The organism is Xanthomonas campestris pv. asclepiadis (assembly GCF_020784175.1).
GTDB lineage: Bacteria > Pseudomonadota > Gammaproteobacteria > Xanthomonadales > Xanthomonadaceae > Xanthomonas > Xanthomonas campestris_D.
In genome coordinates this window covers 46,103-68,404 of record NZ_JAJGQM010000012.1, presented here as the reverse complement: position 1 = coordinate 68,404, position 22,302 = coordinate 46,103, and the positions used below count along the sequence as shown (strand labels likewise).

Annotated in this window: 10 protein-coding genes, 1 other RNA gene and 2 pseudogenes; 9 read left to right on the top strand and 4 right to left on the bottom strand. The window is 67.1% G+C overall.

Going from position 1 to position 22,302, the window contains the following annotated elements; translation table 11 throughout:
• Positions 1-209: 209 nt before the first annotated feature.
• The 3 genes and pseudogenes from LL972_RS08080 to LL972_RS08070 form a co-directional block, all read right to left on the bottom strand.
• Positions 210-286: non-coding RNA, sX9 sRNA (locus tag LL972_RS08080), on the bottom strand.
• A 51-nt stretch (positions 287-337) separates the two neighbouring features.
• Positions 338-2,445, bottom strand: a pseudogene (locus tag LL972_RS08075) (phosphoglycerol transferase I).
• A 387-nt stretch (positions 2,446-2,832) separates the two neighbouring features.
• On the bottom strand, positions 2,833-4,557 hold the full coding sequence (locus LL972_RS08070) for an ABC1 kinase family protein (RefSeq protein ID WP_228327146.1): 1,725 nt from the start codon (positions 4,555-4,557) through the stop codon (positions 2,833-2,835).
• A 241-nt stretch (positions 4,558-4,798) separates the two neighbouring features.
• Here LL972_RS08070 and LL972_RS08065 point away from each other — a divergent pair, with 241 nt between their 5' ends.
• Positions 4,799-5,740 (top strand): DUF808 domain-containing protein, encoded by a 942-nt coding sequence (locus tag LL972_RS08065; protein ID WP_228327145.1) that lies wholly within the window; start codon positions 4,799-4,801, stop codon positions 5,738-5,740.
• Positions 5,741-6,169: 429 nt separating this feature from the next.
• Positions 6,170-7,473, top strand: a pseudogene (locus LL972_RS08060) (glycoside hydrolase family 10 protein).
• Positions 7,474-7,583: 110 nt separating this feature from the next.
• Here the strand turns inward: LL972_RS08060 and LL972_RS08055 are convergent.
• The gene (locus LL972_RS08055) at positions 7,584-9,212 is read right to left on the bottom strand and encodes a GGDEF domain-containing protein (RefSeq protein WP_228327144.1); all 1,629 of its coding nucleotides are present in this window, start codon (positions 9,210-9,212) and stop codon (positions 7,584-7,586) included.
• 485 nt (positions 9,213-9,697) lie between these two features.
• Between LL972_RS08055 and glgA the strand changes: the two genes are divergently transcribed.
• The 7 genes from glgA (at position 9,698) to glgX (ending at position 22,290) form a co-directional block, all read left to right on the top strand.
• The gene (gene glgA, locus LL972_RS08050; RefSeq protein WP_228327143.1) at positions 9,698-11,281 is read left to right on the top strand and encodes a glycogen synthase GlgA; all 1,584 of its coding nucleotides are present in this window, start codon (positions 9,698-9,700) and stop codon (positions 11,279-11,281) included.
• Positions 11,278-13,509: a 1,4-alpha-glucan branching enzyme gene (locus LL972_RS08045; RefSeq protein WP_228327142.1), complete on the top strand. Its 2,232-nt coding sequence runs from the start codon at positions 11,278-11,280 to the stop codon at positions 13,507-13,509. Before glgA ends, LL972_RS08045 begins: the two co-directional genes overlap by 4 nt.
• Before the next feature lie 2 nt (positions 13,510-13,511).
• Positions 13,512-15,269: a malto-oligosyltrehalose trehalohydrolase gene (gene treZ, locus LL972_RS08040; RefSeq protein WP_228327141.1), complete on the top strand. Its 1,758-nt coding sequence runs from the start codon at positions 13,512-13,514 to the stop codon at positions 15,267-15,269.
• Positions 15,266-17,215, top strand: coding sequence for a 4-alpha-glucanotransferase (locus tag LL972_RS08035; protein ID WP_228327140.1), 1,950 nt, complete (start codon positions 15,266-15,268; stop codon positions 17,213-17,215). Before treZ ends, LL972_RS08035 begins: the two co-directional genes overlap by 4 nt.
• Positions 17,212-19,815: a malto-oligosyltrehalose synthase gene (gene treY / locus LL972_RS08030; RefSeq protein ID WP_228327139.1), complete on the top strand. Its 2,604-nt coding sequence runs from the start codon at positions 17,212-17,214 to the stop codon at positions 19,813-19,815. Before LL972_RS08035 ends, treY begins: the two co-directional genes overlap by 4 nt.
• 13 nt (positions 19,816-19,828) lie before the next feature.
• A complete protein-coding gene (locus tag LL972_RS08025; RefSeq protein ID WP_228327138.1) occupies positions 19,829-20,002 on the top strand; it encodes a DUF2934 domain-containing protein in 174 nt (57 codons plus the stop codon).
• Positions 20,003-20,127: 125 nt separating this feature from the next.
• Positions 20,128-22,290, top strand: coding sequence for a glycogen debranching protein GlgX (gene glgX / locus LL972_RS08020; protein WP_228327137.1), 2,163 nt, complete (start codon positions 20,128-20,130; stop codon positions 22,288-22,290).
• Positions 22,291-22,302 lie beyond the last annotated feature (12 nt).

The following is a 22,302-nucleotide window of genomic DNA, read 5'->3' as shown; positions in this document are numbered from 1 at the left end:
CTCTCGCCTGGCCCTTGCCCGCCTACCGTCGCGGGACCTTACGCGGCATGGATGCCGCGTAAGAGCCTACAGGGACGTACTTGCGGCGTGTCCCGCGATGGTAGGCGGGCAAGGGCCCTTCAGCCAAGAAGCAGATCAGCCGCTCTACAAGTGATCTATCCGCGCTGTCCAGCCAATCCAGGAAAACCGAAATCTCATGGTCTTCAGGTGGCTGACAAAAACGTCGCGAGCAATGGGCACATGGGTGTGGACGGCGCACTCAGACCGACATGTACGAGAGGTACATGCCGCATCGATCAACAGCGGCGCACGCTTGATGGCCGTACAGCGCCGCAACTCAGGAGCGGTCTGCGACAGGCGTTTCCTTGACCAGTGCCAGATCGTCCACGCTGACGTCTTCGGTGTAATCCAGCCAGGCACGGATTTCCAGGTCCTCCACCGCATGTTCCAGGCCTACCGGCATGCGGATGCGTCCCGCTGCATCCGGAACCACCCATTGCTGGGCCAGCACTACCTTGCGTTCTGACGAGACGGCTTCCACCCAGAAGGCCCGCATTGGTCGGCGCTTGGCGTACAGCTCCAGCATGTAACGACCGGCCTCGGTCTTGCGGGCAGTCTGGGTGAGCATGATCGGTTGGCGCACGCGTGGGCGCGGGCCTTGCTGGCTGGCCTCCAGCGGCGCGTCCACGGCGATGCCGCGGGTCAGGTCCGGATCGCGATACAGCTTCATGCTCTGGTGGCGGTCGACCACCAATGCGCACCAATCGCCATCGGCCGAGCCGTCCTCGAACGCCGTGCAGCGATCCACATATGCCAGCGTGCCCTCGGTGTGGGTGCGATCGAACTGGCGCGAGGTGTTTTCCAGATAGACGGTTTTGAGATTGGTGTCGTCGTCGTATTCCAGCAGCACCGGCGGGCGCACCTGTTGCACGCCCACCACCACATCGCCATTGCCGTTGATACGCAGCATGCGTGTGCTGCGCCCGGTCCACAGCGTGCGCGCGTAGGCGAGATAGCGCGGGTAGTCCTTGCCGCTGTCACGGCTGGCCGCGACGCTGGCGCTGGGGGGGCATCGCTGGCCAGCAGCGAGCGGCCGAAACCCAGCGTGCGCACGCCCGGTTCCAGCAACTGCAACAGCGTTGCACCCGAATCCAGCGTGCTGCCCGCGCGCGTGACCACTTGCTGCGGGGCGATGTCCTTGCCGAGGAACAGCAGCAGGTTTTCGCGCTTCTGCTTGGCGAGCACGTCGCTGAGATCGTTGGGCATCGCCAGGTGATCGGAGGCGATCACGATGATGGTGTTCTTGCCGTAGCGGCTATTGCGAATGCGCGCGACCAGCTCGCCGATCAGCCGGTCGCTGCACTTGATCGCATGCAGCAGCCCGATGTCGCCCAACGCGCTGTCGTAGTGCTGGCCCTTGCACGCCAGCGGCAGATGGCCGGCAGGGTGGTGGGTGTCCATGGTCAGCGTGGTGAGCATGAACGGCTGGCCGGCGCGCGACAGCGTCTGGAAGCTGTCCCAGGCATCGTCCAGCAGCACATCGTCGTGCACGCCCCAGGCGGAAAAGTGCTTGGGCGCCACGCCCTTGTCGCGGAAGTAGCTGACGTCGTGCACCACATCGAAACCATGGCTGGACAGGAAACTGCCCTTGCCGGCAAAGCTTGCATCGGCGCCGCCGACATAGTGATTGCGGTAGCCCTGATCCTTGAGATAGTCGCCCAGGCAGCGCGCCTCGGGCAGGAACAGGCCCATGCGGCCCATGCTGTTTTCATCGCCGGGCGCGGTGGTCAGCGGCACGCCGCACATCGAGGCGACCATGCCGGCGATGGTCCAGCCGCTGCCTTCGGTGGAGGTGAGGTTGCGCACGTCCACTGCCTCGCTGGCCAGCGCGCGCAGGTTGGGCATCAGGCCCGGGAACACCGCTTCATCGAAATAGGTGCGTTCCAGGCTCTCGCCGTAGATCCACACGATGTTCTTGCGCTTCTGCAAGGGCTGCTGCGGCACCAGGTATTCCGGTACCACGGTGGCGTAATCCACCGGGCGCAACTGGTAGTACAGGCGCTTGCCGTCGCGGTACAAGGGGCTGACCGCGATGCTCACCAGCAACATCACCACGAAGGCGCCAAACACCGCGTTGCCTCCGCGCGGGCGACGGAAACGCCGCACCTTCAGCAACACCAGCGGGCTGAGCGACAGCAGCACCATGCCGATAAACACGGCGATATAGCCGGAAAAATCGCTGACGCCGGCACCGTCCATGTCCGCGCGCAGGTGATACAGCGTGGCGGCGTTGATGCCATCGCCACTGAGCCGATCCACCAAGCCCCAGGCACTAAGCAACAGCAGCAGCAACGACAACAGACCGGCCTTCAGCCACGCCAGACGCGGCGAGGCGACCAATAGCCAAAGCAGGAGCAACAGCGAAAACAACAACATCCAATGCATGCGGCAGCGTCCGTGGGGGAATGATGCGAGCGCGTACCGGACGCCTTGCTCGCCATGTCCTGTGCGCCACACCCAATGTGACACCCGGATGACGGACTATGCCGCGCTGAAGCTGACTGAAATGTTTGTTCGGGTTCAGCCATCGTTGCGGCACGTCGAATTGCGCGCGTTGACGATCACATGTTCGCGGTGGCGTCCGCTGGAGATCCGCGGTATCTGCATTCCGCATTTGGCGCGCCTCTCGCATATCAGCGATGTCGCAATAACCCTGCACCGCCCGATCCACTTTGACAGTTTGACGCGGCTGTCCTGGCAAGCGACGCCGCGTGAAGCGATGTCGCGCCCGGGTGCGCTCCTACGCGGGGGGGGGGGGGGCTGTATGTAGTGCTATCGATGCCCGCGTTCTTCGCGCGCACGCACGCGGCGGTCGAACAGCAGGGCGCTGAGCACGATGCCCAGGCCCAGCACGACGCCGAGCAGGAACAGCACCATCGCAATGGCCGGATAGCCCCACAGCTTCAAGCCGGTTTCGATGCGCATCATCTGCGCCGAGGCCATGATCAGCGCCGCAGTCACGATGCCGGCCGCCACGCGGTTGGCGATCTTCTGCAGGCTTTCCATCAGATGCGATTCTTCCAGCCCGGTGACGCGCATCTGCAGGCGGTTTTCCGCCGCCAGCGACAGAATCTCGGACATGCGGCGCGGTCCTTCGCGCACCAGATGCTGCAGTTCCATCGCCTCGCTGGCCAGGTTGGCCGCCGACAGGGATTTTTTCAGGCGCGCGCGCATCACATGCTGCAGATGACGTTCGACGATGCGGCGCGTGTCCAGGTGCGGCGACAGCGCGCGGCACACCCCTTCCAGGTTCAACAAGGTCTTGCCGAGCAGGCTCAGCTCCGGTGGCGTGCGCAAGCCGTTGGAGGTGGCGATGCGCACCAGATCCAGCACCACGCGGCCTTCGGAGGTGGTGTCGTGGGCGGCATACCGGGCGATCATCTGCCCGGTTTCGCGCTGGTAGCGGTCCTCGTCGTAATCCTCAAGGCGCGTGCTCAGCGCGATGGTCTCTTCGGCGACTTCTTCGCCACGGCCGTCGACGGCGGCGAACAGCAGCTTGAGCAAACGCTCGCGCAGGCGCGGCGGCACGTGCGCGACCATGCCCAGGTCGAAGATCGCCAGGCGCCCGTCCTGCAGCACACGCAGGTTGCCCGGATGCGGGTCGGCATGGATCTCGCCATGCACGAACATCTGATCCAGGTAGCCCTTGACCAGCTCTGCGGCCAAGTTGTCCATCGGCTGCTCGGTGCGGCGCAGGCCGGAGATCTTGTCCACGCGCACGCCTTCGGCCAGCTGCATGGTCAGCACCTTACGGCTGCTCAGGTCCCACACCGGTTGCGGGATCCACAGCAGCGGAAACGGCTTGAGATGCTTGCCGAAGCGTACCAGCGTCTCGGCTTCGTCTTCGTAATTGAGCTCGGCGCGCAGGGTCTTGCCGAACTCGCCCAGCCAGTCGGCAAAGCGCACGCGCCGGCCGATGCCGGTCAGGCGGTCGGCGGCGGTGGCAAAGCTCTTGAGCACGTCCAGGTCCGAACGGACCTGGGCGGCGACCTCGGGCTTTTGCACCTTGATCGCCACCGGCGTGCCGTCGCGCAACGCCGCGCGGTGCACCTGTGCCAGCGAGGCGCAGCCCAGCGGCACCGGATCGAAGAACGAGAACGCCTTGTTGACCGATACGCCGAGTTCTTCTTCGATGATCTGGCGGATGCGCTCCACCGGCACCGAGCTGGTGTTCTCCTGCATGCGCTCCAGCGCCGTGGCGAACTCCGGCGGCACGATATCCGGGCGCGTGGACAGCATCTGGCCGAGCTTGACGAAGGTAGGGCCGAGCGCTTCCAGGTCGGAGACAAACTGGTCGGGCGTGCCTTCGGCGGGCACTTCGTACTCGTTGATCGCGGCCGGATCCAGATTCATGCCGGCGAACACGCCCGACCCGCGATACCGCAGCAGCAGGCGCAGGATCTGCGTGCGACGGCTCATGCCGCCCACCACGCCGGTGTCGGCGGGGATCGCGGCCTGGGCCGGTGTGCGGTACGGGTCGTTCGGACTCAAGGCCATCTCCGGCGGTCGTGCAAGACGGCGAGTGTGGCCAGCGGCGGGTCGTCAGGTAGTGAATCCAGCCGCGTCGCCACGGCGCGGTGATGTGCTGCCCGAGACCGGCGGGCACGGCCGGATCGCCCGGCTGGCGGGCGGCGGCATCGCGCAGCAACGGTCGCCAACAGCCGGCAACGGCCTGCCATCACCCCATACCGGCGCAGGATCGGCGAGAATCCACCGCCACTCACGAAGGACCCCCCGCATGGCCGGTGCCAGCCTGTTCACCCTGCTCGACGACATCGCCACGCTGTTGGACGACGTTTCCATCCTGACCAAGGTCGCGGCCAAGAAGACCGCCGGCGTCCTCGGCGACGACCTGGCGCTCAATGCGCAGCAGGTCACCGGCGTCACCGCCGACCGCGAGCTGCCGGTGGTGTGGGCAGTGGCCAAGGGGTCGCTGATGAACAAGGTGATCCTGGTGCCGGCGGCGCTGGCGATCAGCGCTCTGGAGGCCTGGCTGCGCGGGCGCGGTTACAACGTGCCGCTGGTGATGCCGCTGATGATGATCGGCGGTGCCTACCTGTGCTTCGAGGGCGTGGAGAAGCTGGCCCACAAGTTCCTGCACAACGAGGAAGACGAAGCGCAGCGGCATGCCGAACGCACCCGCGCGCTGGCCGACCAGAGCGTGGACGTGGTGGCGCTGCAGAAGGACAAGGTCAAGGGCGCGATCCGCACCGACTTCATCCTGTCGGCGGAGATCATCGTGCTGTCGCTGGGCGTGGTGGCCGGGGTGTCGTTTGGCCAGCAGGTCGCAGTGCTGGTGGCGATCGCCTTGGCGATGACCATCGGCGTGTATGGCCTGGTCGCGGCCATCGTCAAGCTGGACGACCTGGGCCTGTACCTGACCAAGCAGGGCGCGGCGCTGGCGGCATTCGGTCGCGGCATCCTGGTGGCGGCGCCGTGGCTGATGAAGTTCCTGTCGGTGGCCGGCACGCTGGCGATGTTCCTGGTCGGCGGCGGCATCCTGGTGCACAACATCCCGGCGCTGCACCACATCGTGCAGGACCTGACCAAGTCGGCCGGCGGCATGGGCTGGCTGGTCGATGCGTTGGGCAACATGCTGGTCGGCGTGGTGGCCGGTGCGATCGTGCTGGGCGCGGTGATGCTGTTCCAGAAGCTGCGCGGGAAGCAGCCGGCGCATTGATGCCGCGTCACGGCTGCCGGGTTGGGAGGGACTCGGCACCGGTGGCATCGTCAGCTGACGTCGGTCGAGCGCAATGGCGATGACGGTGGCTGCCAGCGATCCGCCACTGACTGTCGACCGTTTGCGAGCGCCCATCTGCGCGATGGCGCCGCCGTTTCGGGCATTGCGTCACGGCGGCTGCATGCCTGACGAAGCGAGGTGTGCGATTCCGATGTTGCGCGCGCGTTCCGGCGGTCGCCATTGCTAGGGTGTGCCTCGTGGGGTGTATCGGAATGTGCTGCATGACGGCAGCCGGGCCTGGCGGAGAGACCGGGCCACGACTGCAGCGGCGCGATGCAGGAGGGATGCGTGAAGAAGACGGCTGAAGAACAAGACACCACGCGTGCGGCGCGGCCTGCCGTGCAGCAGACGGATCAAGTGCCCCAGGGAATGCCTGCAGAGGATCCGGATGCGGCCCCGGCCGTCGGCTCCCCCGTGATCGGTCGGCGGCGCTTTCTCGGCTTGGGTTCGGCAGGAATGGCCGCGGCCATCGTGGGCGTTCCAGCCAGCGCAGCCACGCCCGCGAGCGTTCAGATGCGCGCGACCTGGATCACCAGCGTGTTCAATCTCGACTGGCCAAGCGCCGCGTCCGCACGAATCGTCGACCCTGCCGAACGCATCGAGGTACAGCACGGGAATTGCTGGCAATCGTCGATCAGGCCCAGGCGCTGCATCTCAATACCTTGGTCTTCCAGGTCAAGCCCTGTGCCGATGCGCTGTACCGCTCGCGCATCCTGCCATGGTCGCCGGTCATGACCGGCGTTCTAGGCAAGGACCCGGGTTTCGACCCGCTGGCATTCCTGCTGCGGCATGCACATGCGCGGGGCATCCAGGTGCATGCCTGGCTCAATCCCTATCGTGTTTCGACCGGCCTGGACCAGGCCACGCTCGATGCGTTTGCCACTGCGTCTAGCGATTCGCCCCAGAGCGTGTATCTGCGCCACCCCGACTGGGTGGGCGTGGCGGCCAATCGGCTGGTGCTCGATCCCGGCATTCCGGCCGTGCGCCGCTGGATCTGTGGTGTGGTCGCGGAACTGGTGGCCTTCTACCACGTGGATGGGGTGCAATTCGATGACTACTTCTACACCGAATCGGCGCAGTCTCCCCTCGACGACGCACAGAGCTATGCCGACCATGGGGCCGGATTTGCCGACAAAGGGGACTGGCGCCGCGACAACACCTATCGATTGATGCGAGCGGTGGGCAGAACCATTCGGGCGATCAGGCCAGGGGTGGCATTCGGGGTCAGCCCGGCCGGGGTGTGGCGCAATCGTCAGGATGATCCGTTGGGTTCGGACACACAGGCCGGTGCGCCCGCATTCGATACCAGTTACGCCGACACCCGCCGGTGGGTTCGCGAAGAACTCGTGGACTACATCGTGCCGCAGATTTACTGGCCGCTGGCACGCCAGACAGTGCGCTACGACACCATCGCACGCTGGTGGGCGGACACCGTGCGCGGCCGGCGCGTGCAACTCTATATCGGCATGGCGTTGTACAAGGTGGGCACTGCCAACGCGCTGGAGCCGGATTGGACAGTGGACGGCGGTGTGCCCGAGATCGCTCGCCAGCTGGACGTGAATGCATCGCTGCCCGAGGTTGGCGGCTGCATGTTGTTTCGCCACGGATTTCTCGCTGCGGCCCAGACGCAACAGGTGGTGGACTATCTCACGCTGCGTTGGCAGAGCCCTTGAAGCGATTGGCAAGAGGCCTGCCCAGCCAATGAGCCGAGGGGGGCGCTGACGCTGCTTGTCCCACGCAGGCGTTGGATCCGGTGCGGGGACGCACCGGTCGGCACGTGCCGCTAATCGGCGCTGATCACGCGATTCTTGCCAGCGGACTTGGCGTCGTACATGGCACGGTCGGCACGGCGGATGACATCGTCCTGGGCTTCGTCCAGATGGCGCAGCGCCACGCCGCCGCTGAAGCTGATGAACACGCGCACGTCGTCGTGCAGCAGCGAGCGTTGCGCCAGGGCGCGCTGCAGGCGGATCACCGCTGCACTGGCTTCGAAGATGGTGGAGTCCGGCAACAGCAACACGAACTCCTCGCCGCCGAAGCGGGCGATGGCATCGGTGGTGCGCAGCACCGACTTGGCTACATCCACGGTATGGCGCAGCGCAGCGTCGCCACCGGCATGGCCGTGGGTCTCGTTGAGGCGGCGGAAGTCGTCCAGATCCAGCATCGCCACGCACAAGGGTTGGCCGCCGCGCTGGGTACGTGCGGCTTCGCGCTGGAACAGCTCTTCGAAGCCGCGGCGGTTCAACGCGCCGGTCAACTGGTCTTCGCGCACCAGGCCGGCCACATCCTTGAGTTCCTGCTCCAGCAGGGCGATGCGCTGCTCGGAGTCTTCAACCTGGCGCCGCGCGGCGATCAGTTCGTCGCGCGCGGCCAGCGCCTGCGCCTGCACGCCGGCAGTGTCCTGCAATACGTCCTGCAGCAGGCGATTGAGGTCGGGAATGCTGCGAGCGTCGCCGATCGCCTGCGAATAGCCGGCAACGCGATCGTGGTATTCGCCGGTGCTGGTGGCCATGCCGTCGAGCCGGTCGACGAAGGACACCATCATCTCGCGCATGGCGGTCTTGGAGTCGGCAATGCCTTGCTTGAGCAGGCCCTGCTTGTAGATGACCTCGCGCAGGGTGCCGCGTGCCTGTTCGATCGAGCTGACATCCAGCGGCCCGGAGATCAGCTGCCGCACCACCGAGATCTGCCCCTGCAGCCAGCTGCGATCGTCGAGCAGTTCGCCAACGTTCTCCAACAATAGATCGAACAGGCCGAGCAGCAGGTTCTGTTGCTCGCTGGCATCTTCGGCACGCAGACCGATCTGATGACTCAGTTCGCGCAGGCGTTGTTCCAGGGTGATCAGTTCATGGCCGGGGCGCCAATGGCGCAGCGCCGATGCCAGGGTCTGCGCTTCCTCGGCCAGCTCCGGGCTGCGTTGCAGCAGGGTGGCCAGGGCATTGCCCAGCGCGTGACGCAGCAGGTCGCGTAGTTGTTCGGCCTCGGTGCGGCCTTCGGCCAGCGAGTCGCCGGTATCGATGGTGCGGATGTACTTGTCGATCAATTGCCGCAAGGCGCGGCCGTAGCCGGGCCAGTCGCCGGCCGCATAGGCTGCGCTCAGGCGCACGCCCATGTCGCCGAGTTCACCGTGCAGGCTGGTGATGCCCTCGGCAAAGGCCAGCAGCAGCGCCTCCGGATGCGCGGCATGCGAGAACAGCCGCATCAGCAGGGCGGTGGCGGCCGCCGGGTCATGCGCGCCGGACTTGTTCTTGGCCGGCACCAGCTGATGCGCGGCCAGGCCATGCCCGCCGCGCTCGCCGCCGATCACGCTGGGCAGGGCGGCGGCCGGGCGTGCGCTGTCCGCGCCGCCCCAGGGCAACAGGCGGCGCAGCCCGCCACGGGGGCGGCTTGGAAGGTCAGGCTGGTCTGCCATGCGCCGGGATCTCGGAAAGTCTTGGTGCCATCGCTGGTTATCGGCGCGCAGGCGTCGCGCTTAAGCGGTCTGGACCGGGGTGCGCAGTTCCCGCATGCGCCCTCGACGCCAGACTGCGGGCGACAGGTGATGGACGTGTATGGCTGAACAAGTCAGGCGGGTGATGGCGGGCGCCGCGGCCACCGCCCGCTTTCGGTGCGTTTCAACAACCACGCACCACGGCAGGGATGTCATCGCACTGCAATGCGCCGCTTATGCCGGAATGCACGCGCGACCATGCGCAAGGGAATGTAGCTGTCGCAGAAAAGTCAGCACGTATTCACGCATATTTTATTTGCACGGGGTGTAGATTCATCTCAAGGACAACGTGGAGTACGCGCGTTGGCCCCGCTCCTCATTCGTAGCAGGTCGTCTGGCTGAATCGGCAGATGATGGTTGTCGCTTCGCTGTTTTCCGTCTCCACCCACTTTACGACGGACGTTTAGATGGTTGCCATGATGCCGCTTCACGCCACTACCGCACGCTTCGAGCGCAGCACGATGCTCCCCACTCTGAAGAAGAGCGGGCGGCCGCGTGATGCACGCGGTCGCTTCATTCGCCATCACGAGCGTCTGCCGGTGTCGCCGGCCGACACCCGCGGCGCCCTGTTCGTGGTGTCGGAGATGGCGGACTTCATCAAGGCGGGCGGTCTGGGCGATGTGGCTGCGGCGCTGCCGCGCGCGCTGCGCCATCGCTACGACGTCCGTGTGCTGATCCCCGGCTACCGCGCGGTGCTGGCGCGCGCGGGCAAGGTGGAGATCGTCGGACGGGTATTGGCGCATGCGGCACTGCCGGCCTGCGACATCGGCCGCATCGTGCAATCGGATGGCCTGCCGATCTACATCCTGCTGTCCAAGGAATTGTTCGAACGCGACGGCTCGCCATATGTGAGCACCAGCGGCTCGGAGTTCGAAGACAACGCGATCCGCTTTGCCACCTTGTCGCATGCCGCCGCGCAGATCGCCGCCGGCCATGCCGGGCTGGGCTGGAAACCACGCCTGCTGCACCTCAACGACTGGCCGTGCGCGCTGGCGGCCGCCTATGTGCGCTGGTCCGGCGGCACCACGCCATGCCTGTTGACCATCCATAACCTGGCCTACCAGGGCCTGGTGCCGTATTCGATGGCCTCGGCGCTGGGCATCCCCGCCGAGCGCGTGGCCGAGCTGGAGTTCTACGGGCAGATGTCGTTCCTGCGTGGCGGCATCGTGCATGCCGACCACGTCAACACGGTCAGCGTCAGCTATGCCCAGCAGATCACCGGCCCGGCGCAGGGCTGTGGCCTGGACCGCCTGCTGGCCGGTCGCGCCGCCAAGGGCGCGCTGACCGGCATCGTCAACGGCATCGACGCCAGCTGGGACCCGCGCACCGACGAATATCTGGACACGCACTTCAGCGTGAATCAGTGGCAGGGCCGGCAGGCCAATGCCGCGCAGGTGCGCAAGGCCTTCGGGCTGCGCGAGAGCACCGGCCCGCTGTTTGCGGTGGTGTCGCGGCTGGTGCACCAGAAGGGACTGGACCTGATTTGCGAGGTCGCCCCGCAGATCGTGGCCGCCGGCGGCCAGATTGCGGTGATCGGCGGCGGCGAGCCGGAGATCGAGCAACAGGTCGCCGAGCTGACCCGGCGCTATCCCGGCCAGATCGGTGCCTTCATCGGTTTCGAAGAAGGCCTGGCGCGGCGTATGTTTGCCGGTGCCGACTTCCTGCTGATGCCGTCGCGCTTCGAGCCGTGCGGCTTGAGCCAGATGTATGCGCAGCGCTTTGGCTGCCTGCCGATCGCGCACGCCACCGGCGGCCTGATCGACACGGTGGATGACGGCGTCACCGGCTTTTTGTTCCAGCACGCCAGCGTCGAGGCCTTGCGCCGTTGCCTGGAGCGTGCCTTCCGCACCTTCCGCCTGCCCAGCCTGCTGTCGGCGATGCGCCGCGCGGCAATGTTGCGTCCCAGTGGCTGGGATGTGGCGGGCAAGAAGTACCTCTCGCTGTACGAACGCACCGCCGCAACCGCTCCCGCGCTTGCGACGGTGTCATGAGCGAACGGCTGGGCGTGCAGGGGCAGGAGACGGAAGCGACGGCGGTGACCATGGACGGGATGTCAGATTCAGCGCAGAGCGTGCAGGCGCTGGCCGATGGCCTGCCTGCCGATGCATTCGCGGTCCTGGGCCCGCATGTCCAGGCCGATGGCCGCCGATTGGTGCGCGTGTTGGCGCCCGGCGCCGAGGCGATGGGCCTGATCGATCCGCGCGGCAAGTTGCTGGCGCGCATGCAGGCCGGCCCAGTCGATGGCGTGTTCGAGGGCACGCTGGCGGTCGAAGGCCCGTATCGGCTGCGCATCGTGTGGCCGGACGTGGTGCAGGAGATCGAAGACCCTTACGCCTTTGCCGCCACGCTGGACGAATCCATCCTGCTGCAGATCGCTGCCGGCGACGGCCAGGCATTGCGTCGCGCCTTGGGTGCCCAACACCTGCGCTGCGACGATGTGCCGGGGGTACGCTTTGCGGTGTGGGCGCCGCATGCGCAGCGTGTGGCGGTGGTGGGCGATTTCAATGGCTGGGATGTGCGCCGGCACCCGATGCGCCAGCGCATCGGCGGGTTCTGGGAGTTGTTCCTGCCGCGTGTGGAAGCCGGCACGCGCTACAAGTACGCCATCACCGCTGCCGATGGCCGCATCTTGCTCAAGGCCGACCCGGTGGCGCGTCAAAGCGAATTGCCGCCGGCCACCGCCTCGGTGGTGCCGGGAGCGGCATCTTTTGCCTGGACCGACGCCGCCTGGATGGCCGCGCGCGATGCCAGTGCTGCGCCGGCGCCGCTGTCCATCTATGAAGTGCACGCCGCATCCTGGCGGCGCGATGGGCACAACCAGCCGCTGGACTGGCCAGGACTGGCCGCACAACTGATCCCCTATGTGCAGCAGCTCGGCTTCACCCATATCGAGTTGCTGCCGATCACCGAGCATCCGTTCGGCGGCTCCTGGGGCTATCAGCCGCTGGGGCTATATGCGCCGACGGCGCGCCACGGCAGCCCGGATGGCTTTGCCCAGTTCGTCGATGCCTGTCATCGGGCCGGTATCGGCGTGATCCTGGACTGGGTCAGCGCGCACTTTCCCGATGATGCACACGGCCTGGCGCAGTTCGACGGCGCGGCGGTGTACGAGCATGCCGACCCGCGCGAAGGCATGCATCGGGACTGGAATACGCTGATCTACAACTACGGCCGGCCCGAAGTGACGGCCTACCTGCTGGGCAGCGCGCTGGAGTGGATCGACCACTACCATCTCGACGGCCTGCGCGTGGATGCAGTGGCCTCGATGCTGTATCGCGACTATGGCCGTGCCGAAGGCGAGTGGGTGCCCAACGCGCATGGCGGCCGCGAGAATCTGGAAGCGGTCGCCTTCCTGCGCCAGCTCAACAGCGAGATTGCCACGCGCTTTCCCGGTGTACTGACCATCGCCGAAGAGTCCACCGCCTGGCCGGGCGTGACCGCGCCGATCAGCGAGGGTGGCCTGGGCTTCACCCACAAATGGAACATGGGCTGGATGCACGACACGCTGCACTATATGCAGCGCGATCCGGCCGAGCGCGCGCAGCACCATAGCCAGCTCACCTTTGGCCTGGTGTACGCATTCTCCGAGCGTTTCGTGTTGCCGATCTCGCACGACGAGGTGGTGCACGGCACCGGTGGCCTGCTCGGGCAGATGCCCGGCGACGATTGGCGGCGCTTTGCCAACCTGCGCGCCTATCTGGCGCTGATGTGGGCGCATCCGGGCGACAAACTGCTGTTCATGGGCGCCGAGTTCGGCCAGTGGAACGACTGGAATCACGATCAATCGCTGGACTGGCATCTGCTCGCCGGGGCCGCGCATCGCGGCGTGCAGCAACTGGTCGGCGATCTTAATGCCGCGTTGCGACGGCTGCCGGCGCTCTATCGCGGCACGCATCGTGCCGACGGCTTCGACTGGAGCGTGGCCGACAACGCGCGCAACAGCGTACTGGCCTTCATCCGCCACGATCCCGATGGCGGCGCACCCCTGCTGGCGGTGAGCAACCTCACCCCGCAACCGCACCACGACTATCGCGTCGGCGTGCCGCGTGCCGGCGGCTGGCGCGAAATCCTCAACACCGACAGTGCCCATTACGGTGGCAGCAACCTCGGCAACAGCGGTCGCCTGGCGACCGAGCCGATGGGCATGCACGGGCACGCACAACGCCTGCGCCTGACCCTACCGCCGCTGGCCACGATCTATCTGCAAGCGGAGAAATAGCAATGAACGAGCGCAACGACACCACGCCGGCATGGGGCGCATGGCCAGCGGGTGAGGGACAGGTGCGCTTCGCGCTCTGGGCACCGGATGCCAGCAGCGTGGAGGTGGTCTTCGACGACGGCGCGCGCGTCGCGTTGCAGGCCGCGCAGGATGGCTTCTTCAGCGCGGTGATCGCCTGCGCGGCGGATGCGCGCTATCGCTACAGCGTCGATGGCGGCGAACCGGTACCGGATCCGGCCTCGCGCTGGCAGCCCGAGGGCGTGCATGGCCCCAGCGCCGTGCAGCCCAGCGATGGCTACGCCTGGCAGAACACCCAATGGCAGGGACGTCCCTGGGACGAGGCGGTGATCTACGAACTGCACGTCGGCACCTGCGGCGGCTATGCCGGTGTGCAGGCGCAATTGCCGCAGCTGGCGGCGATGGGCATCACCGCGATCGAGCTGATGCCGCTGAGCGCATTCCCGGGCGCGCATAACTGGGGCTACGACGGCGTGCTGCCGTACGCGCCGGTGGAAGCCTATGGCACGCCGGACCAGTTGAAGGCGCTGATCGACGCCGCGCACGGACACGGCCTGATGGTGTTGCTGGATGTGGTCTACAACCACTTCGGCCCGGACGGCAATTATCTGCATAGCTATGCCGCCCCGTTCTTCAACGAGGACAAGCCCACTCCCTGGGGCGCGGCGATCGATTTCCGCAAGCCGCAGGTGCAGCGTTACTTTCTCGACAATGCGCTGATGTGGCTGCACGAATACGGCTTTGACGGCCTGCGCCTGGACGCGGTGCATGCAATCACCCCGAACGCCTTCCTGGATACCTTGCGGCAGACCGTGCAGGCCAGCCTGCCGGCCGGCCGCCATGTGCATCTGGTGCTGGAAAACGAGGCCAACCAGGCCTCGCAGCTGCAACGCGGCTACACCGCGCAATGGGACGACGACTTCCACAACGCCCTGCATGTGTTGCTGACCGGCGAAACCGAAGGCTATTACGCCGCCTTCGCCGACAAGCCCACCGAACACCTGGCGCGCGTGCTCGGCGAGGGCTTCGCCTACCAGGGCGAGCCGGACCCGCGCGGGCATGTGCGTGGCGAGCCGAGCGGGGCGCTGCCGCCGCACAAGTTCGTGGTCTTCGCGCAGAACCACGACCAGATCGGCAACCGTGCGCGCGGCGAGCGGCTGAGTGTGCTGGTCTCGCCGCAACGCCTGCGCGCTGCGCTGGCACTGACGACGCTAACGCCGATGATTCCGCTGTTCTTCATGGGCGAGCCGTGGGGCGCCGAACAACCATTTCTGTTCTTCACCGACTTCGGCCCGCCGCTGGACGATGCGGTACGCGAAGGGCGCCGTCGCGAATTCGCGCATTTCGCCGCATGCGCCGACGAAGCGCAGCGCGCCACCATTCCCGATCCGAACAGCCACGACACCTTCGCCGCCTCGCGGTCGCCGATCGAAGACGCTGCGCAGGGCGAAGGCGTGCAGTGGACAGCCTGGTTCAAGGCGCTGCTGGGCGTACGCCGCCAGTGGCTGGTACCGGGGCTTGCACAGGCGCGCGCGGTGGGCGCCAGCGTGCTGGCCGACGGTGCAGTGACCGCCAGCTGGGAGGTGCCCGACGGGCTGTGGCATATCGCCTTCAACGTCGGCGCCTCGGCGGTGCCGATGCCGCCGCTGCGCGGCCGCGTGGCGCATGCCGAAAACGTCGCCGCCGACGCGCAGCAGTTGCCGGTCGATGGCTTCATCGCCTGGCACGAGGCGCACGCATGAGTACCCGCGATCTGAGCAGGAGCGATCTGCATGCGCTGGCCGGCGCGGCCGGGGTGATGGTGGACTGGGTGGATGCCAGCGACCAGCCACGGCAGGTGTCCGACCAATCGCTGCATGCGGTGCTCACCGCGCTGGAACTGCCTGCCGGCACCGCTGCGCAGCGCGAAGACAGCCTGCGTCGCTGCAAGGCGCAAGCCACCGAGCCGGCGCCGCTGCTGACCGTGCAGGTGGCAGGGTTGCTGCCGGTGTCGGTTGCCGCCAATGCCAGCGGCCGTTGGGTGGACGACAGCGGCGCCAGCGAGCCGGCGCTTGCCGATGCGCAAGGCCAGGTGCGTGCGCCGCAGCGTTTCGGTTACTGGACGCTGCAGATCGGCAACCTGACCCAGCAGGTCGCGGTCGCCCCGCAACGCTGCTTCAGCGTGGCCGACGCCTGTGGCCTGCCGGCACCGCGTGCCTGGGGCATGGCACTGCAGGTGTATTCGGCACGCAGCATCGATGATGCCGGCATCGGCGACGCAGCGGGTACGGTGGAATGGGTGCGGCATGCCGCACTGGCCGGTGCCGATGCCCTGGCCCTGAGCCCGGTGCATGCCGCGCGCCCGGTCACCGGCGGCTACAGCCCGTATTCGCCCAGCGACCGGCGCTTCCTGGATCCGCTGCATGCCGCGCCGGTGCGCGTGCTGGGCGAGCGCGCACTGGAGGCCATCAACGAGGTGCCCGGCCTGCGCGAGCGCTTCGATACGCTGCACCACAGCGCCCTGATCGACTGGCCGGCTTCCGCGCAGGCCAAGTGGCAGCTGCTGCGTCATCTGTACACCCGCGTGCCCGCCGATCACCCCGATCTGCTCGCCTTCCGCAGCGAGGGCGGCGCGGCGCTGGAAGGCTTTGCGCGGTTTGCCGCACAGGATTTCGGCGATGGCGATCCGCAGCTGCACGTGTTCACGCAATGGCTGGCGGCGCGCAGCTGGTCCAATGCGCAACGCGAGGCGCACGAGCGCGGCATGAAGATCGGGTTGATCGCCGATCTGGCGGTCGGCTTCGATCCCAATGGCGCCGAAGCCGCAGCGGCTGCAGACACCGTGCTGCGTGGCCTGGTGCTGGGCGCGCCGCCGGATGCCTTCAATGCCGACGGTCAGCATTGGGGCATCGGTGCGTATTCGCCCACCGCATTGCGGCGTAGCGGCTATGCGCCGTATATCGCGCTGCTACGCGCGGTACTGCGCGATCGCGGCGGCATTCGCATCGACCATATCCTGGGCTTGTTGCGGCTGTGGGTGGCGCCCGAAGGGGCCAGCTCCAACGAAGGCGCGTATCTGGCCTATCCGCTGCACGACCTGCTCAATCTGCTCGCGCTGGAATCGTGGCGGCACCGGGCGATCGTGATCGGCGAGGATCTCGGCGTGGTGCCGCCGGGCATCCGCGAAGAACTGTCGCGGCGCGGAGTGATGGGCATCGATGTGTTGATGTTCACCCGCGACGACAACGGCGCCTTCGTGTCGCCGGCGTTGTGGCGGCCGGATGCGGTGGCCACCACCACCACGCACGATCTGCCCACGCTGACCGGCTGGCGCGAAGGTCGGGATATCGACTGGCGACGCAAGCTGGAACTGATCCAGCCCGCGCAGGCGAGCGATGACGCAAAGGCGCGCAGCAAGGACCTGGCGCGGCTGGATGCGGCGGTCGAACATGCCGGCCTGAGCGCTGCGGACGACCCGCTGCTGGGCGCGCTGCGCTTCACCGCCACCAGCGTGTCGCCACTTGCCCTGTTGCCGGTGGAAGACGCGCTGGCGCTGCAAGAACAACCCAATCTGCCAGGCACCGTCGAGGTCCATCCCAACTGGCGTCGACGCCTGCCTGATCCCTTGCCGCATGCGCGCCTGAGTACGGCGCTGCAGGGCTTTGCCGAGGCGCGTCGCGTCGCGGCCGTTTCGGAACCGCATCCATGATCGAGCTTCGCGCCACCGCCCGCCTGCAGCTGCATGTCGGCTTCACCCTGCACGATGCGCTCGCGCAGGTGCCGTACTACGCCGGGCTGGGCATCAGCCATCTGTACCTGTCGCCGATCGGCACCGCGGTGCCGGGCTCGACCCACGGCTACGACAATATCGACCCGACCGTGGTCAATCCCGAGCTCGGCGGCGAAGAGGCGCTGAGCGCCCTGTCGCAGGCCGCGCGTGAACACGGCATGGGCCTGATCGCCGACATCGTGCCCAACCACATGGCCACGCATGCGGACAACGCATGGTGGTGGGATGTGCTGCGCAACGGCCGCAGCGCCAAGCATGCCGACTGGTTCGACATCGACTGGCGCGCTCCGGGGCGCGACGGCAAGTTGTGGCTGGCGGTGCTGGACCGCCCGTATGCCACCGCGCTTGCCGAAGGCCTGATCACCCTGGTGGTCGAGGACGACGGCAGCGCGGCACTGGCGCACTACGACCAGCGGTACCCGATCCGTCCGCAGACGCTGGAGGTGCCGGAAAAGGCCGCGCGTGCGCAGTGGCTGCGCGACTACAACGATGGCGCCAAGCGCGGCGATGGCCGCCTGCACAAGCTGATCGAGCGCCAGCCGTATCGCCTGAACTGGTGGCGCGTGGGCAACGACATGCTCAACTACCGTCGCTTCTTCGACATCACCTCGCTGGTGGCGTTGCGGGTGGAGCTGCCGGCGGTGTTCGACGCGGTACATGCGCTGCCGCTGCGGCTGGTTGCCGAGGGCCATCTGGATGGCTTGCGCATCGACCATGTGGACGGGCTCACCGATCCCACCGGCTATGTGCGCAAGCTGCGCAGCCGGCTGGATGCAGCCGGCCGCACCCGCGGCCTCAAGCCCGGCACGCTGGGGCTGTATCTGGAAAAGATCCTGGCGCCCGGCGAAGCCCTGCCGGCCGACTGGCCCTGCGATGGCACCACCGGTTACGACTTCATGGACCAGGTGGGCGGCGTGCTGCATGACGCGGCCGGCTTCAGGCCGCTGGCGCGTGCCTGGCAGAAGGTGAGCGGGCGCAGTGGCGACTTCGCACAGGAAGAACGCGCCGCCCGCGACGATATCCTGCGTGGCCCGCTGCAGACCGAATTCAATCGCGCCGTCGGTGCGTTGTCGGCATTGGCGCGTCTGGACCCGCCCACGCGCGAGTTCAGCCCGCAGATGCTCGCACGCGGCCTGTGCGTGTTGCTGCGCTGGTTCCCGGTGTACCGCACCTATGCGGGTGCCAAGGGCGTGACCGGTAGCGAAGCCGAGCGCCTGCGCGCCACCGCCGCGTGCGCGCGCGAGGGCATGCCGGAGTCCATCGTTGCGGCCGTCGATGCGATCGAGCGCTGGCTGCTCGACGACGCCGGCGCCGATCGTGCGCAGATCGCCTTGCGGCGCATCCTGCGTCGTCGCGTGGAGCAGTTGTCCGCACCGCTCAATGCCAAGTCGGTGGAAGACACCGCGTTCTACCGTCACGGCGTGCTGTTGTCGCGCAACGAGGTCGGCAGCCATCCGACCCACTTCGCCAACGAGGCCGCCGACTTCCACGCGCAGAATCTCGAGCGCGCCAAGCACTTCCCGCGTGCGTTGCTGGCCACCGCCACGCACGACCACAAGCGCGGCGAAGACCTGCGCATGCGGCTGGCGGTGCTGTCCGAGCAACCGCGCTGGTGGATCGAGCAGAGCAGCCAGTTCGATGCCTTGACCGAGACGCTGGAGGCGCCGGCCTTGGCCGGTGGCGACCAGCAGATGCTCTGGCAGACGCTGGTGGCCGCCTGGCCGATCGGCCTGGGCGCCGACCAGACCGAGCCGCTGGCCGACTACGCCGAGCGTATCGCGCAATGGCTGCTCAAGGCGGTGCGCGAAGCCAAGCTGCACACCAGCTGGACCGACGGCTCGCCGGCCTACGAGCAGGCCGTGCAGGCCACGGTGGAGCAGGTGCTGTGCAGCCGCGCCGGGCTGCCGCTGCGGCGGGCGCTGCTGCGCGCCAGCAACCACATCGCCGCGGCCGGTGCCCGCAACGCGTTGGTGCAGACCACGTTGCGCCTGACCGTGCCGGGCGTGCCCGATCTGTACCAAGGCACCGAAGGCTGGGATCTGTCGCTGGTGGATCCGGACAACCGCCGCCCGGTCGACTATGCGCAGCGCCAGCAATGGCTGGCCCAGGCGCGCGACTGGAACACGCTGCTGCGCAGCTGGCGCGATGGCGCGGTCAAGGCACGTCTCACCGCATTGCTGTTGCAGCTGCGTGCCGAACATCCGTCGCTGTTTGCGAAGGGCGACTATCAGCCCTTGACCGTGGCGGTCAGCGGCGATGCGCAGGTGCTGGCGTTTCGCCGCCAGTACCGCAGCCAGTCGCTGGTGGTGGCAGTGACGCGGCTGGGGGCCGGCAACCAGGGCGATGGCGACCTGCCGCTGCTGGTGCCGCCGGCAGCCTGGGGTCAGGCGTCGTTGGCATTGCCGCCCGCCACGTATCGTAATGTGCTCGATGGCAGCACGCTGCAGCCGCAAGGCGGCCGCGTGGCGATATCCACGCTGTTTGCACGTGCGCCAGTGGCAGTGTTGTTGACCCCCTAAGAGAACGTACGCAATGAACGACACGGAACGGCAAGCGCGGCTTCGCCAGTTGGCACAGGAGATCTGGGAGGCCGAAGGCCGCCCGGACGGCCACGCAGATCGGCATTGGGCCATGGCCGAGCGGCTGGTGGATGCCGAAGAACGCGCTGCCGAGCAGGCCGGCCCGCCGGCGACTGCACGCCAGTAACGGTCCCTCTGTCATTTTGCATGGTTCACCCTGCAGGCTGCGCCGTGTCAGGGGTGAGCGTGCACAGGCACGCAGGCAGCCGCATTCGCTCAGCGTTTTGAGTTCACCGTTCTCAGGAGTTACCGATGGCCACCCGCAAGTTCACTCAGCGCTCGCGCATCCGCGAAGGCCGTCCCAACCCGCTCGGCGCCACCTGGGATGGCCTGGGGGTCAATTTCGCGCTGTATTCGCGCAATGCCACCCGGGTGGAGCTGTGCCTGTTCGACGAGCGTGGCCGCGAGCAGGAGCGCCTGGCGCTGCCCGAATATACCGACGAGGTCTGGCACGGCTATCTGCCCGACGCACGCCCCGGCCAGCTGTACGGCTATCGCGTGCATGGACCCTATGCGCCCGATGCCGGGCATCGCTTCAACCACAACAAGCTGCTGCTGGACCCGTATGCCAAGCAGATCGTCGGCGAGCTCAAATGGGCGCCGCACCTGTTCGGCTACACCATTGGCCACCGCGACAAGGATCTGAGCTTCGATCGCCGCGACAGTGCCGCGTTCATGCCCAAATCCGCGGTGATCGACCCGGCCTTCACCTGGGGCCAGGACCGCCCGCCGCAGACGCCGTGGAACCGCACGGTGATCTACGAGGCGCACGTGCGTGGGCTGAGCATGCTGCACCCGTCGGTCCCGCCGGAAAACCGCGGCACCTTCTCGGCCCTGAAGACCGACGAGCTGATCGACCACATCAGCTCACTCGGCGTCACTGCGGTGGAACTGCTCCCAGTCCACGCCTTCGTCGACGATCAATATCTGCTGGAAAAAGGCCTGCGCAACTACTGGGGCTACAACACGCTGGGGTTCTTTGCCCCACAGGCGCGTTACATGTCCACGCGCACCGTGGCCGAGTTCAAGCAAATGGTGGCGCGGCTGCATCACGCCGGGCTGGAGGTGCTGCTGGACGTGGTCTACAACCACACCGCTGAAGGCAACGAGCTGGGGCCAACGCTCTCGTTCAAGGGCATCGACAACGCCAGCTATTACCGCCTGGCCGACGACCGCCGCTTCTACATCAACGATACCGGTACCGGGAACACCTTCGACCTGACCAACGTCGGCGCGCTGCGCATGGTGATGGACTCGTTGCGTTACTGGGTGCAGGAAATGCATGTCGATGGTTTCCGCTTCGACCTGGCCACCATCCTCGGGCGCGAGCGTTACGGCTTCGATCCATCGGGCAGCTTTCTGGATGCGGTGCGCCAGGACCCGGTGCTGAGCCAGACCAAGCTGATCGCCGAGCCGTGGGATATCGGCCCGGGCGGTTACCAGGTCGGCAATTTCCCGCCGGGCTGGGTGGAGTGGAACGACAAGTTCCGCGACAACGTGCGCGCGTTCTGGCGTGGCGACGGCGGCCAGCTGGCCGAACTGGCCACGCGCCTGACCGGCTCGGCCGATCTGTTCAACCACAGTGGGCGTCGCCCCACCGCGTCGGTCAACTTCGTCACCGCGCACGATGGCTTCACCCTGCGTGATCTGGTCAGCTACGAAGGCAAGCACAACTTCGCCAATGGCGAAGAGGGCAGGGACGGTAGCGACCACAATATCTCGGCCAATTACGGCGTCGAAGGCGACACCAACGATCCCGCCATCAAGCAGCTGCGCCGTCAGCAGATGCGCAACCTGCTGGCCACGTTGCTGCTTTCGCAAGGCACGCCGATGCTGCTGGCCGGCGATGAGTTCGGCCATAGCCAGAACGGCAACAACAACGCGTATTGCCAGGACAACGAGCTGACCTGGATCGACTGGACTGCCGCCACCAAGGCCGCTGCCGCCGATCAGGCTGCCTTCGTGCGGCGGTTGATCCGTATCCGCCAGCGTTATCCGCTGCTGCATCGCGCCCGCTTCTTCGACGGCAAGTTCGACGAAGCGCTGGGCCTGAAGGATCTCACCTGGCTGGCACCGGACGGCCACGAGATGGACGAAGCCGGCTGGCACGACCCGGAAGCGCGCGCGCTGATGCTGCGCCTGGATGGCCGCTCGCCGACCACCGGTTTGCGCGAGATCGCCGCCAACGTGACCTTGCTGATGCTGATCAATGCCGCCTCCACCAGCGTGTCGTTCACGCTGCCAGCGATGCATGACGAGCACTGGCGCGTGCTGGTCGACACCGCGCGCCACGGCGGCCGCGTGGTGGCCGGCGGCAGCGAATGGAAGGCGCCGGCGCACTCGCTGACCTTGCTGGCAGTGGAGCGCGATCGCATCGCCAGCAGCGCGCGTATCGTCTCCGAGGGCGCGCGCTGATGGCGGGGGTGG

What these genes read in the sequence shown, in the direction of transcription:
- LL972_RS08070 (WP_228327146.1), bottom strand. Translation starts at nt 4,557, where the DNA reads ATGGCCTTGAGTCCGAACGACCCGTACCGCACACCGGCCCAGGCCGCG.
- LL972_RS08065 (WP_228327145.1), top strand. Translation starts at nt 4,799, where the DNA reads ATGGCCGGTGCCAGCCTGTTCACCCTGCTCGACGACATCGCCACGCTG.
- LL972_RS08055 (WP_228327144.1), bottom strand. Translation starts at nt 9,212, where the DNA reads ATGGCAGACCAGCCTGACCTTCCAAGCCGCCCCCGTGGCGGGCTGCGC.
- glgA (WP_228327143.1), top strand. Translation starts at nt 9,698, where the DNA reads ATGGTTGCCATGATGCCGCTTCACGCCACTACCGCACGCTTCGAGCGC.
- LL972_RS08045 (WP_228327142.1), top strand. Translation starts at nt 11,278, where the DNA reads ATGAGCGAACGGCTGGGCGTGCAGGGGCAGGAGACGGAAGCGACGGCG.
- treZ (WP_228327141.1), top strand. Translation starts at nt 13,512, where the DNA reads ATGAACGAGCGCAACGACACCACGCCGGCATGGGGCGCATGGCCAGCG.
- LL972_RS08035 (WP_228327140.1), top strand. Translation starts at nt 15,266, where the DNA reads ATGAGTACCCGCGATCTGAGCAGGAGCGATCTGCATGCGCTGGCCGGC.
- treY (WP_228327139.1), top strand. Translation starts at nt 17,212, where the DNA reads ATGATCGAGCTTCGCGCCACCGCCCGCCTGCAGCTGCATGTCGGCTTC.
- LL972_RS08025 (WP_228327138.1), top strand. Translation starts at nt 19,829, where the DNA reads ATGAACGACACGGAACGGCAAGCGCGGCTTCGCCAGTTGGCACAGGAG.
- glgX (WP_228327137.1), top strand. Translation starts at nt 20,128, where the DNA reads ATGGCCACCCGCAAGTTCACTCAGCGCTCGCGCATCCGCGAAGGCCGT.